The organism is Xanthomonas sp. PPL134, assembly GCF_040595915.1.
GTDB lineage: Bacteria > Pseudomonadota > Gammaproteobacteria > Xanthomonadales > Xanthomonadaceae > Xanthomonas_A > Xanthomonas_A indica.
The window spans coordinates 163562-178303 of sequence record NZ_JAMDLL010000001.1; the positions used below are offsets into that span (position 1 = coordinate 163562).

14 protein-coding genes are annotated in these 14742 nt (G+C 70.5%); 4 read left to right on the forward strand and 10 right to left on the reverse strand.

Going from position 1 to position 14742, the window contains the following annotated elements; all coding sequences use genetic code 11:
• The first annotated feature begins 57 nt into the window (after nucleotides 1–57).
• The 4 genes from rnr to M3U25_RS00760 all read left to right on the forward strand — a co-directional run bounded on the left by rnr (nucleotide 58) and on the right by M3U25_RS00760 (nucleotide 7677).
• Nucleotides 58–2505, forward strand: coding sequence for a ribonuclease R (rnr, locus tag M3U25_RS00745; RefSeq protein WP_355496018.1), 2448 nt, complete (start codon nucleotides 58–60; stop codon nucleotides 2503–2505).
• A 103-nt stretch (nucleotides 2506–2608) separates the two neighbouring features.
• Entirely contained in the window at nucleotides 2609–3082 is a 474-nt protein-coding gene (locus M3U25_RS00750; protein WP_355496015.1) for a GFA family protein, read from the forward strand.
• A 337-nt stretch (nucleotides 3083–3419) separates the two neighbouring features.
• The gene (gene rlmB / locus M3U25_RS00755; protein WP_160945835.1) at nucleotides 3420–4166 is read left to right on the forward strand and encodes a 23S rRNA (guanosine(2251)-2'-O)-methyltransferase RlmB; all 747 of its coding nucleotides are present in this window, start codon (nucleotides 3420–3422) and stop codon (nucleotides 4164–4166) included.
• A 649-nt stretch (nucleotides 4167–4815) separates the two neighbouring features.
• Nucleotides 4816–7677 (forward strand): two-component regulator propeller domain-containing protein, encoded by a 2862-nt coding sequence (locus tag M3U25_RS00760; RefSeq protein ID WP_355496366.1) that lies wholly within the window; start codon nucleotides 4816–4818, stop codon nucleotides 7675–7677.
• 144 nt (nucleotides 7678–7821) lie between these two features.
• Here M3U25_RS00760 and M3U25_RS00765 read toward each other — a convergent pair whose 3' ends face one another.
• The 10 genes from M3U25_RS00765 to pstA all read right to left on the reverse strand — a co-directional run bounded on the left by M3U25_RS00765 (nucleotide 7822) and on the right by pstA (nucleotide 14742).
• Nucleotides 7822–8235: a hypothetical protein gene (locus tag M3U25_RS00765; protein ID WP_355496012.1), complete on the reverse strand. Its 414-nt coding sequence runs from the start codon at nucleotides 8233–8235 to the stop codon at nucleotides 7822–7824.
• A gap of 112 nt (nucleotides 8236–8347) precedes the next feature.
• On the reverse strand, nucleotides 8348–8587 hold the full coding sequence (locus M3U25_RS00770) for a hypothetical protein (protein ID WP_355496009.1): 240 nt from the start codon (nucleotides 8585–8587) through the stop codon (nucleotides 8348–8350).
• 312 nt (nucleotides 8588–8899) lie between these two features.
• Entirely contained in the window at nucleotides 8900–9232 is a 333-nt protein-coding gene (locus M3U25_RS00775) for a low molecular weight protein tyrosine phosphatase family protein (protein WP_355496006.1), read from the reverse strand.
• 107 nt (nucleotides 9233–9339) lie between these two features.
• The gene (rnt, locus tag M3U25_RS00780; RefSeq protein ID WP_017911007.1) at nucleotides 9340–9993 is read right to left on the reverse strand and encodes a ribonuclease T; all 654 of its coding nucleotides are present in this window, start codon (nucleotides 9991–9993) and stop codon (nucleotides 9340–9342) included.
• A 41-nt stretch (nucleotides 9994–10034) separates the two neighbouring features.
• Entirely contained in the window at nucleotides 10035–10781 is a 747-nt protein-coding gene (locus M3U25_RS00785) for a putative DNA-binding domain-containing protein (protein WP_355496001.1), read from the reverse strand.
• Nucleotides 10778–11623 (reverse strand): DUF692 domain-containing protein, encoded by an 846-nt coding sequence (locus M3U25_RS00790; RefSeq protein WP_355495998.1) that lies wholly within the window; start codon nucleotides 11621–11623, stop codon nucleotides 10778–10780. The genes M3U25_RS00785 and M3U25_RS00790 overlap by 4 nt, the downstream gene beginning before the upstream one ends.
• The gene (locus tag M3U25_RS00795) at nucleotides 11610–12011 is read right to left on the reverse strand and encodes a hypothetical protein (RefSeq protein ID WP_160945841.1); all 402 of its coding nucleotides are present in this window, start codon (nucleotides 12009–12011) and stop codon (nucleotides 11610–11612) included. Before M3U25_RS00795 ends, M3U25_RS00790 begins: the two co-directional genes overlap by 14 nt.
• Nucleotides 12012–12187: 176 nt before the next feature.
• Entirely contained in the window at nucleotides 12188–12898 is a 711-nt protein-coding gene (gene phoU / locus M3U25_RS00800) for a phosphate signaling complex protein PhoU (RefSeq protein WP_160945842.1), read from the reverse strand.
• A 130-nt stretch (nucleotides 12899–13028) separates the two neighbouring features.
• Nucleotides 13029–13856, reverse strand: coding sequence for a phosphate ABC transporter ATP-binding protein PstB (gene pstB / locus M3U25_RS00805; RefSeq protein WP_355495993.1), 828 nt, complete (start codon nucleotides 13854–13856; stop codon nucleotides 13029–13031).
• Nucleotides 13857–13875: 19 nt separating this feature from the next.
• On the reverse strand, nucleotides 13876–14742 hold the full coding sequence (pstA, locus tag M3U25_RS00810; RefSeq protein WP_160945844.1) for a phosphate ABC transporter permease PstA: 867 nt from the start codon (nucleotides 14740–14742) through the stop codon (nucleotides 13876–13878).

Below are 14742 nucleotides of genomic sequence, written 5' to 3' on the forward strand. Positions count from 1 at the left end.
GGCGCTGGCGCGGCCCGGTTCCGGTGCCGGCCACCTGCATGGGAGTACCATGCCCGGATGACAACTCGCAAAAGCAAGCCCGGCAAGCCCGGCAAGTCCGCGTCCAGCGACGCGCCCACCAGCAAGCGCCCCCCCGCCGCCGAGACGCCGAAGAAATCGCGTCTGCCCGCCTGGATGCCCAGTTTCCTGCGCCGCGGCCCCAAGCCGCCGCTGCAGCCCCTGCACCCGCCGTCGCCGCCTCCTTCCACGGCGCCCGCCGACGCGCCGGCGCCGATCCAAGACCCGTATGCCGCGCGCGAGGCCGAGCGCTATGCGCAGCCGATCGCCAGCCGTGAGGCGATCCTGCAGTTGCTCGAGCGTTGCGATGGCCCGCAGACCCTGGACGAACTGGCCGAACAGCTCGGCCTGACCGAGCCGACCCGCAAGGAAGCGCTGAGCAAGCGCCTGGGCGCGATGCTGCGCGAGGCGCAACTGGTGCAGAACCGCCGCGGCGGCTACGCGCCGCTGCAGCAGACCAACCTGATCCCCGGCGTGGTGATCGCCAATCCGGACGGCTTCGGCTTCCTGCGCCCGGACGAGGGCGGCGACGACCTGTTCCTGCCGCCCTACGAGATGCGCAAGGTGCTGCACGGCGACCGCGCGCTGGCCAACGTCACCGGCATCGACCGCCGCGGCCGCCGCGAAGGCAGCATCGCGCGCGTGCTCGAGCGCGGCCTGACCCGGATGATCGGCCGCTTCAGCCTGGAAGCCGGCATTGCCTTCGTGGTGCCCGACGACAAGCGCATCCAGCGCAACGTGCAGATCCCCGCCGACGCCGTCGGCGAGGCCCGCGACGGGCAACTGGTGGTGTGCGAGCTCACCTCCGCGCCGGACGCGCGGCGCCCGCCGATCGGCAAGATCATCGCCGTGCTCGGCGACAAGCTGACCCCGTCGCTGCTGGTGGAAGCGGCGATCCACGGCCACGAGCTGCCCTACGAATTCCCGCAGGCGGTGCTGGACGAAGCCGCGGCGGTGCCGCTGACGGTGGAGCCGGCGGCGATCAAGGGCCGCGTGGACCTGCGGCAGACGCCGCTGGTGACCATCGACGGCGCCGACGCCAAGGACTTCGACGACGCGGTGTTCTGCGAGTCCAACGCCGACGGCTTCCGCCTGGTCGTGGCGATCGCCGACGTGTCGCACTACGTGCGTCCGGGCACGCCGCTGGATACCGAAGCGGTCAAGCGCGCGACCTCGGTGTATTTCCCCGGCTTCGTGGTGCCGATGCTGCCGGAGACGCTGTCCAACGGCATCTGCTCGCTCAATCCCAAGGTCGACCGCATGTGCTTCGTCTGCGATATGCAGATCGACCGCCAGGGCGAGGTGACCGGCGCGCGCTTCTACGAGGCGGTGATGAACTCGCACGCGCGGCTCACCTACGAGCAGGTGTGGCAGGCGGTGGGCGAGAAGGACGAACAGGTGCGCAAGGACGTGGCGGCGGTGCTGCCGCAGTTGGAGCGCCTGCACCAGCTCTACCACGTGCTGGCCAAGGCGCGCGCGCGCCGCGGCGCGATCGAGTTCGAGTCCTCTGAAGTGCGCTTCGTACTGGACAACACCGGCGAGGTGACCCAGGCCGGCATGCTGGTGCGCAACGACGCGCACAAGCTGATCGAGGAGTGCATGATCGCCGCCAACGTGGCCGCGGCGCGCTATCTGCTGGAGACGCGCGTGCCGGCGCCGTTCCGCGTGCACGAGCGGCCGCCGGAATCCAAGTATGCCGACCTGCTGGAGTTCCTCAAGGAGTTCAAGTTGAGCCTGCCGGCATGGAGCAAGGTGGTGCCGGGCGACTTCACCAAGCTGCTGAAGAAGGTGCGCGAGCGCCCGGACGCGGCGCTGCTGGAATCGGTGCTGCTGCGCAGCCAGAGCATGGCGGTGTATTCGCCCGACAACGCCGGCCACTTCGGCCTGGCGCTGGAGGCCTACGCGCACTTCACCTCGCCGATCCGCCGCTACCCGGATCTGCTGGTGCACCGCGCGATCAAGTACGCCCTGACCCGCGGCGCGCCCGACAAGTACCTGTATGCGCCGCGCGAGATGGCGGCGCTGGCGCTGCAGTGCTCCGAGCGCGAGCGCCGCGCCGACGAGGCCGAGCGCGAGGTCGACGAGCGCTACCGCGCCGCGTGGATGGAGAAGCACGTCGGCGGGCAGTTCGACGGCGTGGTCAGCGGCGTGACCAGCTTCGGCCTGTTCGTCGAGCTGGACCAGTCCAAGGTCAACGGCCTGATCCACGTGACCCAGTTGCCGCAGGACTATTACCAGTTCGACGCCACCCGCAAGACCCTGACCGGCGAGCGCCGCGGGCGCGAGTTCCGCCTGGGCGACCGCGTGCGCATCCTGGTGCTGAAGGCGAGCATGGAGGAGCGCAAGATCGACTTCCGGCTGGTCGAGGAAGGCGCACCGGCGCACGACGAGTTGCCGCCGCCGCCACCGCGCGGGCAGCCGGCCAAGCGCAAGAAAAAGAAGTACTGACGGCGCAGCGTCGCGGCGGACCGCCTGGCCGCCGCGATCGCGTCTCCCTTGCATCGTGCGGAAGGCGTCACCTGCGCGATGCGGTTCGCAGCGGAGAGCAGACATGGAGCAGGAACAGGAGTACAGCGGCGGTTGCCAATGCGGCGCGGTGCGCTTCCGGGTGCGCGGGCGGCTGCACGATGCCTCGATCTGCCATTGCCGGATGTGCCAGAAGGCGTTCGGCGCGTACTACGCGCCACTGGTCTCCACCCGCGGCGCAGAGCTGACCTGGACCCGCGGCACGCCCAGGCGCTTCGCCTCGTCCAACCTGGTGCAGCGCGGTTTCTGCGCCGATTGCGGCACGCCGCTGACCTACGAAGCGCCGGACGGCATTGCCATCGCGGCCGGCGCCTTCGACCATCCCGAGGCCTTGCCGCCGACCATCCAGTACGGCATCGAAGCGAAGCTGCCGTTCGTGGACGCGCTGCATCGCCTGCCGGCGACCCGCACCGAAGGCGACCTGGCCGCCGCGTCGTTCCTGGCCGATGTTGTCTCGCGCCAGCATCCGGACCACGACACCGCGCGCTGGCCGGCCTGAGCCGCTACGGCAGTGCCAACCTCCCGCGGCGCGTTGTTGGGAGATCGCTGGCAACCTCGGGCGATCGATCGCGCCAGGCAGGAGGGCGGGTTCCCCAAGTCACCGCGTCGGGACTGAAGTCCCTCCCACAAAACCGCGCTGCGATCTGTCCGCCGTCCCTGCGCCGCTGGTCTTGCCGCCGCTACACGCATGCCTCCGACATCGTGGGAAGCATGACGTTGCGGGCAAGCGGCTTTTGCCAATCCCCAATCCCCAATCCCCAATCCCGCCCGCCAGGCATGACGCCAGCGGCCACAACCCCTACCATGCCCGCTTTCCTTTCGCGTAGTCCCGCCTCATGAGCAAGCAGAACCAGTGGATCGTCGGCGTCAACGCCGTGGCCTCGTCGATCGAGAACGACGCGGACAACGTGCGCGAGGTGCTGGTGGAGGCGGGCAGCAAGAATCCGCGCCTGCAGGAGATCGAGGAGAACGCGCGGCGCAAGGGCATCGAGGTGCGGCGGGTGAACACCCAGGCGCTGGACGGCGTCGGCGGCTCGGTCCGGCACCAGGGCGTGGCCGCGCGCTACGCCGCGGCACGGACCTGGGCCGAGAGCGAACTGGAAGGCCTGGTCAGCGCCGCCGAGGGCCGCGCCCTGCTGCTGGTGCTCGATGGCGTGCAGGATCCGCATAACCTCGGCGCCTGCCTGCGCAGCGCCGCCGCGGCCGGGGTGACCGCGGTGGTGATTCCCAAGGACAAGTCGGCGCCGGTCAACGCCACCGTGCGCAAGACCTCGGCCGGCGCCGCCGACCGCCTGCCGATCGTGGCGGTGACCAACCTGGCGCGCTGCCTGCGCGACCTGCAGAAGCAGGGCGTGTGGATCTATGGCCTGGCCGGCGAGGCCGAGACCTCGCTGTACGCGCAGGACCTGCGCGGCAACGTGGCGCTGGTGCTGGGCGGCGAGTCCGACGGCCTGCGCCGGCTGACCCGCGAACACTGCGACGGCCTGGTCCGCATCCCGATGCCGGGCGAGATCGAGAGCCTCAATGTTTCGGTCGCCGCCGGCGTGACCCTGTTCGAGGCGGTGCGGCAGCGCATGGGCTGAGCACGGCGGCGCATTGCTGCTGGCCTGTGAAGCCTGCAGTGCCTCCTCATGCCTGCAGCAAGCAGAGCCCCTCTCCCCCCGGGATAGGGGGTGGGGTGAGGGTACGGGGGGCGAAGCCCCTCGCGGGATGGACGGCAACACCAGGCCTGGCCGGTACCTTCCCAGCTCCTGCAATCGACTTTTCCCAGGCTTCGCCCGGACCCTCATCCGCCCCTTCGGGGCACATTCTCCCGGTGGGAGAAGGGGGCGCGCGATCGAGCCTTGTCGGCGCTGTCCCCGCGCAAGTCCCTTACCGGCTTAACCGCCTCGCAATCTTCACGCGTCTTTTTCCGGTGACCTGCTAAGGCCTGCGCCCGCTGCGGCGCTTTTTTGCCCTACCATGGGCGCTCGTCCCGTGTTCCGCTCCGGTAATGAGTCTGCGTCGCCCCCGTCCCTTCGACTCTGGCCCCCCACGCCAGGGTCCTGTCGCGCCCCGCCTGCGTCGGATCGGGTCGGGACAGTGAACGTCGCCAGGGGGAGGGGGGGCGCGGTGCTCGCATGCGGCCGCGGGCGCGCGTGTCTGGTGCTGCTGGTCCTGCTGCTGGCGCTGGGCGCGGCCTGGCGCGCCGTTGCCGCCGACGCCGACGTCGCTGCGAACGGGGTACCGCCGCTGCGCGACTACGCGATCGATTCCTGGACCTCGCGCAACGGCCTGCCGCACAACTCCTTGCGCGATCTGGCGCAGACCCCGGACGGCCGCCTGTGGTTCGCCACCTGGGAAGGACTGGTGCGCTACAACGGCCTGGACTTCACCGTCATCGACCGCAGCACCCGCCCGGGCCTGCCCGACAACGGCGTCGGTTCGCTGTACGTGGATCGCGCCGGCGCGCTGTGGCTCAGCGATTCGCGCGGCAACCTCGGCCGCCACGATGCGGCCGGCCACTGGCGCTTCTGGCGGCAGCCGCCGGGTTGGCCGCATGCGCTGATCCACGCCATGACCCAGGACCGCGACGGCCGCATGTGGCTGCTGTTCGAAGGCAATGGCCTGGGCTGCCTGTGGCCCGACGGCCGCTTCGATTACCAGCCGGCGCCGCGCGACCTGCCGTTGGCGGCGAGCTTTCCGCACCTGGCCGCCGACGACCGGGGGCGGGTCTGGATCGGCAGTCTCGACGGCCTGCTGTATCGCGACGCGCAGGGAGTGCTGCGGCGCGCGCCGGCCGCGTTCGGCCTGCCGCCGGGGCTGGCCTGGCCGTACCGGGCGCCGGACGGCTCGCTGTGGCTGGTGGCCGGCGAAAACCTGTACCGGTTGCAGGGCGAGCGCGCGGTGCTGGTGCAGCACCTGCCGGGCTATGGCCATTTCACGTCGATGCTGCGCGATCGCGACGGCGCGATCTGGCTGGGGACCGAGAACCAGGGGCTGCTGCGGATCAGTGCGCACGGCATCGAGCGCATGCTGCCGGGCGACGTGCTGCCCAACGGGCGCATCGTCAGCCTGCTGCAGGATGCCGAAGGCAGCATCTGGATCGGCGCCAACGGCGGTCTGTTCCGCCTGCGCGAGACCCTGTTCGCCGGCTACACCCGCCGCGACGGGCTCAGCGGCGACTACGTGCGCGCGCTGCTGGAGACGCCCGACGGGGCGCTGTGGATCGGCAGCGCCGCCGGCCTGGACCGGATGGCGCCGGACGGACGGATCGCCCCGGTCGCGATGCGCGACGCGCCCTCGGTGCTGAGCCTGGCGCGGGGCCGCGACGGCGACCTGTGGATGGGCACCTATGCCGACGGCGTGTTCCGCCTGCGCAATGGCCGCGTCGTGCGCCACTACGGGACGCGCGAGGGGTTGCCGAGTGGACAGGTGCGTGCGCTCAGCGTCGATGCCGCCGGCACGGTCTGGATCGGCACGCGCAGCGGGGTGATGCGCATCGATGGCGAGCAGCTGTCGGTGCCGGACGTGCCCGGCCTGCCGCATGGCCTGATCACCGCCCTGGCCAGCGTCGACGGGGCGCTGTGGATCGGCTCGGTCGAAGGCGCGGCGGTGCTGCGCGATGGCCGGGTGCGGAAGCTGGCGCTGGAGCCGCTGGGCGGCGCGCGCACCGTGTTCGGGTTCCAGGCACTGGGCCGCGACATGTGGATCTCCACCGACCGCGGCCTGCACCGCGACCGCGACGGCCACCTGGCGCGGGTCGGACTGGAGCAGGGCCTGCCGGTGGATGCGGTGTTCCAACTGGTCCGCGACCGCCTCGGCAATGTCTGGATCAGCAGCAACCGCGGCGTGCTGCGGACCACTGCGGCGGCACTGGACGCGGTCGCCGACGGCCGCCAGGCCCGGCTGCAGGTGAGCCGCTACGACGAGATCGACGGCATGTCGAATGCGCAGGGCAACGGCAGCTCCGGGCCGTCGATGATCCTGCGCCACGACGGCACGGTGTGGCTGGTCACCGCCGGCGGTGTCAGCACGGTCGATCCGCGCCGCCTGGCCCGTTTCCGCGATCGCCTGCCGCCGCCGGCAGCGATCGAGAGCGTGCTGCTGGACGGTCAGCCGTTCCCCTGGCGGAGCCAATCGCAGTTGCCCGGCGCCAAGCGCATCAGCGTGTCCTATGTCGGCCTGAGCTATTTGCTGCCCGAGCGCATCCGTTACCGCACCAAGCTGGACGGCCTGGACAGCGGATGGGTCGACCGCGGCAACCAGCGCAGCGTGGAGTTCATCGGCCTGCCGCCGGGCGACTACACCCTGCACGTGGCCGCAGCGCATCCGGATGGCGCCTGGAGCACCCGTGAGGCCGTGTGGCGCTTCAGCGTGGCGCCGCTGTGGTGGCAGCGGCACAGCGTGCATGCCGCGGCCGTGGCGCTGCTGGTGCTGGGACTGGTGCTGCTGTATCGCTACCTGATCGCGCGCTACAAGCGTCGCGCCCTGCGCCTGGAACGGCTGGTGGAGCGGCGCACCAGCGCGCTGCGCCTGCAGACCGAGCGCCTGTTGCAGGCCGATGCCGAAAAGAGCCAGTTGCTGGCGGAACTGCAGCGCCAGGCCACCGCCTTCGAACGCCTGGCGCACGAGGATGCGCTGACCGCGTTGCCGAACCGGCGCCACTTCGACGAGGTGCTGGTGCACAGCATGCAGCGCGCCCAGCGCAGCGGCGCGCCGCTGTGCCTGCTGGTGATGGACATCGACCGCTTCAAGCAGATCAACGACGGCTATTCGCATGCCACCGGCGATGCGGTGCTGCGCGAAGTCGGGCAGTTGTTGCTGGGTGCCTGCCGCGCCGCCGACCTGCCGGCGCGCCTGGGCGGCGAAGAGTTCGCGGTGCTGCTCGGCGACACGCCGCTGGCCGATGCCGAGCGCTTCGCCACGCGCCTGCGCGACCTGTTCCACGCGCGCCTGCAGTGGGCGCCGGATGCACCGGCGCTGCGCGTCACCTTCAGCGGCGGCCTGGTCGCGCTGCGCGCGGACGAAACCGCGAGCCAGTGGCTGGAGCGCGCCGACGGGGCGCTGTACCGCGCCAAGGGGCTGGGGCGCGATCGGGTGTGCGTGGGCTGAGGTTGTCGTTCATTCCCGTCGCGTGCGGACACTCCGCGTCGATAGCCAGTCTGTGCGATAGCACTAGGTGGGGCGAGCATGCCGTCCGCCGTCGCAGAGAGGCGCCGTCCGTTGTCGACTGCCTGCGGCGATGTCGCCGGGCGCTTACTGGATCAGACGATGGCGATAGACGAACAGGACAAGGCGATGAAACAGCGTGGCCGATCGCGTTCTGCCACCTAGCGGCAGGCACGCTGCCGACACGATGATGGCCGCCAAGGTAACCAGCAGCAGGGCAGGAAAGACGAAGACCGCCGAGAGCATCGACCAGCCTGTCATCATGAATCCCGTCACGAACAGAAGACCTTCCGTGAACGAGAGCGAGGGGCCGGAACACTGGCGATGGCACAACAGCAGAAGCGACAGCAACACGCCCATCGCGCCAAGCGATAGGAGCCAGGCGTTCGGATTTCGGGCGTGCCATGGGGTCATCAGCAGCAACGGAGCGGCCAGAAACATGCCGATGAAGATGGCGAAGTAGAACATCGTGAACAGCCCGAAGCCAGAATGCTTGCTCATAGGACGACTGGATCGTTGGAGGAGACTTGGGACAGTGGAGCGCCAGAGGGCATAGTGTGAGGCCAATGCGTGTCGCCTGCTCGCCCGCGAAGCCGAGGCCTGCCTGGCCAGCTCAGCGCGCCTGCCGGTCGTTCCTCACCTCCAGCGCCAGTGCTGCGGCCTCACGGACGTCCGGATGCGCCGACCGCAACGACCGCGCCAGGCCCTCGCGCAAGGTCGAGTCCGGAAAGGCCGCCGCCAGCTGCGTGACCCAGTAGCGGCTCCCGTCGGGCAGCGTGGGATCTTCCAGCGCCTCCCGGATCGCGGCGACGGTGTCGCTGCGGTCGCAGGCATGGAACACGTCCTCGACCAACGGATAGACGCCCCAGCCGTCGCCGGTGCCGAAGGAGCGCAGGAACAGCGGGAGCGCGGCGCGATCGGGATCGGCGACAAACAGCCGTCTCGCCGCGTCATAGGCCTCGATCAGGCCTGGCTGAGCTGGTCGTCGTCGGGCAGCGGTTGCTGCGCGCGCAGGAAGGTCAGGGCGTCGGTCTTGTTCACTGGGAGGGTGATCGTTTGTGGGGTCATGTTCGTCATGATGCGCGTCGTCGTGTGCAGGCGAGGGGCCTTGTACACGGGCGGAGCGCCAACGCCCGCGCGCTGGATGCGGCGGGCGAGCGCAGGATCAGCGCGCAGCAAGGTGCCGCGACACCTTCGCGGTCAGCAGCTGCACCAACGCCGGATCCATGTAGCCGTAGTCGTCGGGGATGTCGAGGCAGACGATGCGTGCGCGGTCGAGGTGGCGCTTGAACCGGCGCGACAGCTTGGCGCGATGCGCCGGTTCCATGACGAAGACGATGTCCGCCCACGCCAGCAATTCCGGGGTGACCGGGGTGTCCGCATCGTGATCGACGCCGGCCGAGGCGGTTTCCACGCCGGGCCAGGTAGCGAACACCTGCTCGGCGGTGGGGCTGCGCAGCCGGTTGCGCCTGCAGACGAATAGCAGGTGGCGGGTCACGCGAGCCGCTGCCGGCGAGTGCGCGGCGTTACCACGGGGCGTTCGGCCGCGATGCCGCCGGGCCAACCCGACGTCGGCGCGCGCGTGTCGTGCAATACATGCCGAGGCTATGGCGCCGCGCCGACCGGCGGCGCCGGCCAGGCGTTGGCGATCTTGCAGAACAGGCGCGCGGTCTGCTCGGTGTCGTACACAGCGCTGTGCGCGTCGGCGGCGTTCCAGTCGAAGCCCGCGGCCTGTACCGCGCGCGCCAGCACGGTCTGGCCGTAGGCGATGCCGGCCAGGGTGACGGTGTCGAACACGCTGAAGGGATGAAACGGATTGCGCTTGTGGCCGCAGCGGGCGACCGTGGCGTTGAGGAAGTTGAGGTCGAAATGGGCGTTGTGGCCCACCAGGATGGCGCGCTGGCAGCCGTACTTCTTCACCGCCGCACGCACCGGCGCGAACACGTGGTCCAGCGCCTCGCGCTCGGGCTTGGCGAAGCGGAACGGGTGGTCCAGGACGATGCCGGTGACCTCCAGCGACTTCGGATCGATCAGGGTGCCGGGCGCCGGCACCACGTGCGCGCTGGCGGTGACGCCGGGATACAGCTGGCCGAAATCGTCCATCTCGATCGGCACCACCGCGATCTCCAGCAGCGCATGCTTGTTCCAGTCGAAACCGCCGGTCTCCACGTCCACCACTACGGGCAGGTAGCCGCGGAAACGCCGCGACATCGGGGTGATGACCAGGGGTTGCGAGGGGCTGTCGACCGAATCGTTCATCCGCCAAGGTTAGCAGAGCGCGGCCGTCGGCCGCCGCGGCGTCAGGCCGGCAGCCGCGTGCCGAGCACGCTACCCTGCGCGCGCAGCCGCTGCAGCAGGGCCTTACCCTCGTGCAGCAGGGCGTCCGGCGCAAGGCCGTGCGCGGCGGCCAGGTCCAGCAGCAGCGCTCGTCCGCTGCGCGCGCCGGGCTGCAGCGCCGCCAGCACGGCATAGGCCAGCGGCGCCAGTTCGGCGAAGCGCACCTGGCCGTCGGCCTCGCGTCGCGCCAACAGGCAGGTCGGCTGCGCCGGCGCCATGTCCGGCTGCCAGGCCGGGCCGATGCGCTGCACCGGCCAGCGGTAGCGCAGCAGGCGCAGCCAGGGCGACAGCAGCGGGATGCCGTCGAGCAGGTCGCCGTGCGGATCGTGCGGCGGCAGCGCGGCGTCGTCGATCTGCACCTGCAGTTCCACGGTTTCGTAGTGCGCCAGGTCGGCCAGCCAGGGACGCTGCGGATCGGGCGCGCGCTGCTGCAGGAATGCCACCAGTTCCTCGCCCAGGCGCGGGAACAGCGGCGTGCGGGCGCGGTGCTCGGCGCAGAACGCGCGCAGCAGCGCCGCCCAGTCCGCGTCGCCGAGGGTGGCGCGCAGCACCGGGAACTGGCCGCCCAGCAACTGCGCCAGGTTGTCGAAGAACAGGGCGCGGTACACCGCCAGGCGCTGCGGCGGGATGTCGGCCGGCGGCGGGTACCGCTGCGGATCGCGCAGATGCCGGGTGAGCGCGAACTGCTGGGCGCGCAGGGTCGCGCTCATGCGCCGCGCGACTGCGCCTGCACGGCGCGGATGCGCTGCACTTCGTCGAGCAGCGCGTGCAGCGGCGGGAACTGGCCGTCGCGCTCGAGCACGGTGGGGCGCACGCCGTGCAGGCGGTAGGCGGCGCCAAGCAACTCCCAGACCGGGTCGGCCACCGGCGCGGCGTGGGTATCGATCTTCAGCCCGCTGGCGGCGTCGTCGCGGTGACCGGCGACGTGGTACGAGGCGATGCGCGCGCTGGGCATCGCGGCGAGGAAGGCCAGCGCGTCGTCGCCGTGGTTGCTGGCATTGACGTGCACGTTGTTGATGTCCAGCAGCAGATCGCAGTCGGCCTCGTCCAGCACCGCCGCCACGAACGCGGCTTCGCTCATGGCCTGGCCGGGCGCGGCGTAGTAGGAGACGTTTTCCACCGCGATGCGTCGGCCCAGCGCGTCCTGCACCTGGGCGATGCGTGCACCGACGTGGCGCACCGCCTCGTCGGTGAACGGCAGCGGCAGCAGCTCGTAGAGCTGGCCGTCGTCGGCGCTGTAGCTGAGATGCTCGCTGTACAGCGCCACCCGGTGCCGGTCGAGGAAGTCCCGGGTCTGCTGCAGCAGGGTGGTGTCCAGCGCGGCCAGGCCACCCAGCGACAGCGACAGGCCGTGGCAACTGAGCGGATGGCGCGCGCTCAGCGTCTGCAGCAGTTCCCCGGGACGGCCGCCGACGCCGATCCAGTTGTCCGGCGCGCATTCGAGGAAATCGAACGCATCCGCTGGCGCCTGCAGCAGGTCCTGGAGCAGGCCGCGGCGCAGCCCGAGGCCGGCACTGGACGCGGCCAGCGGCCTTGGTTCAGAGGCTGCCACCGCACTTGCCCTCGCCGCACTTGCCTTCGGCCATGGCCTTGTCGTCGTGCTTGGCCTGCGGCGTGGCCGCGGCAGCGGCCGCCGCGGGCTTGGCCGGTGTCGCCGCTGACGTGTGTGCGCCGCAACTGCCGTCGCCGGCCTTTGCGCCGCACCCGCCCTCGCTGGCCTTGGCCGGATCGGCGGCCTGCCCGGCTTGCGCCGCCGGTGCGGGTGTCGGCGTTGCCGGTGCAACCGCCTCGGTGCGTTGCGGCGGAGTGACGGCGGCCTGTGCGCCCAGCGCGTAGCCCTGGGCGAGGTCGGTCATGGCCAGGGCGGAGGCGGACAGGCCGATGCCGCCGAGCAGGACCGCGCCGGCGAGGGCAGGGGACGGACGGGACGAAGTGGACATGCGCAGGCTCCTGGCGATGGATGGGCGCCGGCCGCGGTGGCCGGAGTGCGCCAAGCCTACTCGTTGCCGCGCGGCGCTGCATGTGGCGGTGCGTGGCGACAAAAAAGCTCCGTTGCGCACGGAGCCCAGGGAGACCACGACGGCGGAACGGCGTATCGCCGTCCGCTCGGCAGGGGTCAGATGCCGCTGGTGGAACTGGTCTCGTCGCGCTTGTCGCGCGGCGGCAGCGGCTGGTCGCCGTGCACCAGGAACCACACGTTCTCGGCGATGTTGGTGGCGTGGTCGCCGATCCGCTCCAGGTTCTTGGCCATGAACAGCAGATGCGTGCACGGGGTGATGTTGCGCGGGTCTTCCATCATGTAGGTCAGCAGCTCGCGGAACAGCGCGGTGTACTGCGCATCCAGCTGCGCGTCGCCCTGGCGCACCAGCAGGGCGGCGTCGGCGTCGTTGTGCTGGTAGGCGGCCAGCGCCGCGCGCACCTGTTCGGCGGCGAGCTTGCCGAGCTGGCGCAGGCCCAGGGTCTGCGGCATCGGCGGCGACATGTTCAGCGCGATCGAGCGCTTGGCCACGTTGGCCGCGTAGTCGCCGATGCGTTCGACGTCGGCGGGGATGCGCAGGCCGGCCAGGATCTCGCGCAGGTCGCGCGCCATCGGCCCGCGCAGCGCCAGGCGCATCACGTCGTGGCTGATGGAGTGCTCGAGCGCGTCGATCGCTTCGTCGTTGACGACGATGCGCAGCGCGGCGTTGTCGTCGCGGCGTTCGACCACGTCCAGCGCCGCTTCCAACTGCGCCACCGCGGTTTCGCCCATGCGCACGATCTCGGCGGCGAGGCGATGCTGTTCTTCGTCGTAGCTCTTCACGATGTGCTCGTTGGGCTGAGTGTTCATGTCGTAGGTCCAATAAGTGCGTTGGTGTCGCCGCGGCCATGCCTGGCGTTGCGGTGCTGGCGTCGCCGGGCGCCCGCCCGGAGGGCGGCGGGCGCGGCCGCTGCGACCAGGCAGCGGCGGCCGCAGCGGCTCAGCCGAAACGGCCGGTGATGTAGTCTTCGGTCTGCTGCTTGTTCGGCTGCGAGAAGATGATTTCGGTGCGGTCGTGCTCGATCAGGTCGCCCAGGTACATGAAGGCGGTGTAGTCGGACACGCGCGCGGCCTGCTGCATGTTGTGGGTGACGATGACGATGGTGTAGTCGGTCTTCAGCTCTTCCACCAGTTGCTCGATGCGGCTGGTGGAGATCGGGTCCAGCGCCGAGGTCGGCTCGTCGAGCAGCAGCACGTCCGGGCGCAGCGCCACGGCGCGGGCGATGCACAGGCGCTGCTGCTGGCCGCCGGACAGGCCCAGCGCGCTCTGCCCGAGCTTGTCCTTGACCTCGTCCCACAGCGCGCCCTGGCGCAGGGCGTGCTCGACGCGGTCGGCCATGTCGGCCTTGGACAGCTTCTCGTGGTGGCGGATGCCGTAGGCGACGTTCTCGAAGATGGTCATCGGGAACGGCACCGGCTTCTGGAACACCATGCCGACCTTGCTGCGCAGGCGGTTCATCGGGTACTTCGGCGAGAGGATGTTCTCGCCGTCCAGCAGCACCTCGCCGCGCGCTTCCAGCTTCGGATACAGCGCATAGATGCGGTTGAAGATGCGCAGCAGGGTGGACTTGCCGCAGCCGGAGGGGCCGATCAGCGCGGTGACGCGCTTCTCCGGCACTTCCAGGTTGATGCCCTTCAGCGCGTGGTACTTGTCGTAGTAGAAGTCCAGGCCGCGCGCGGCGATCTTGACCGGCGACGGCGCCAGCGCGGTGTGCCCGTTGGGCATGGCGATGCGGTGCATCGGGGCGGCGTTGTGGTGATCGTTCATGGCCGGGTCCATAGGGGTATCAATCGTTGGAGATCTTGTTGCGCACCAGCAGGGCGCGCGCGCCGAGGCTGACCAGCAGGACGAACACGGTGAGCACCAGGGCGCCGGACCAGGCCAGCAGCTGCCAGCTCGGGTAGGGGCTGCCGGCGAAGGAGTTCATCACCACCGGCACGCTGGCCATCGGCTGGAAGATGTTGTTGTTCCAGTACTGGTTGCCGAAGGCGGTGAACAGCAGCGGCGCGGTCTCGCCGCTGATGCGCGCCAGCGCCAGCATCACGCCGGTGACGATGCCGGCCGAGGCGCTGCGGTACAGCACCTGCATGGTCACCTTCCACTGCGGGATGCCCAGCGACAGCGCCGCCTCGCGCATCTGCGCCGGTACCAGCCGCAGCATTTCGTCGGTGGTGCGCACCACCACCGGCAGCACGATGAAGGCCAGCGACAGCGCGCCGGCCAGCGCCGAGAAGCGGCCGCCGGTCTGCATCACGTACAGGGTGTAGACGAACAGGCCGAGCACGATCGACGGCGCCGACAGCAGGATGTCGTTGACGAAGCGCACCACCTGGCCGGTCTTGCGCGCGTTGCCGTATTCGGCCAGCCAGGTGCCGGCGGCCACGCCCAGCGGGGTGCCGATCAGCAGCGCCAGGCCGCACATCACCGCGCTGCCGAAGAACGCGTTGGCCAGGCCGCCTTCCTCGCCGGGCGGCGGGGTCATGCGGGTGAACAGGTCCACGTTGATGCCGGAGATGCCCTTGGCCACCAGGGTCCACAGGATCCAGGCCAGGAACACCAGCCCGAACAGCGCGGTCAGGCAGGACAGGGTGAGCGCCACGGCGTTGACCACGCGGCGGCGGTTGTACAGGCGGTGGGCGACGTCGGCGGCCAT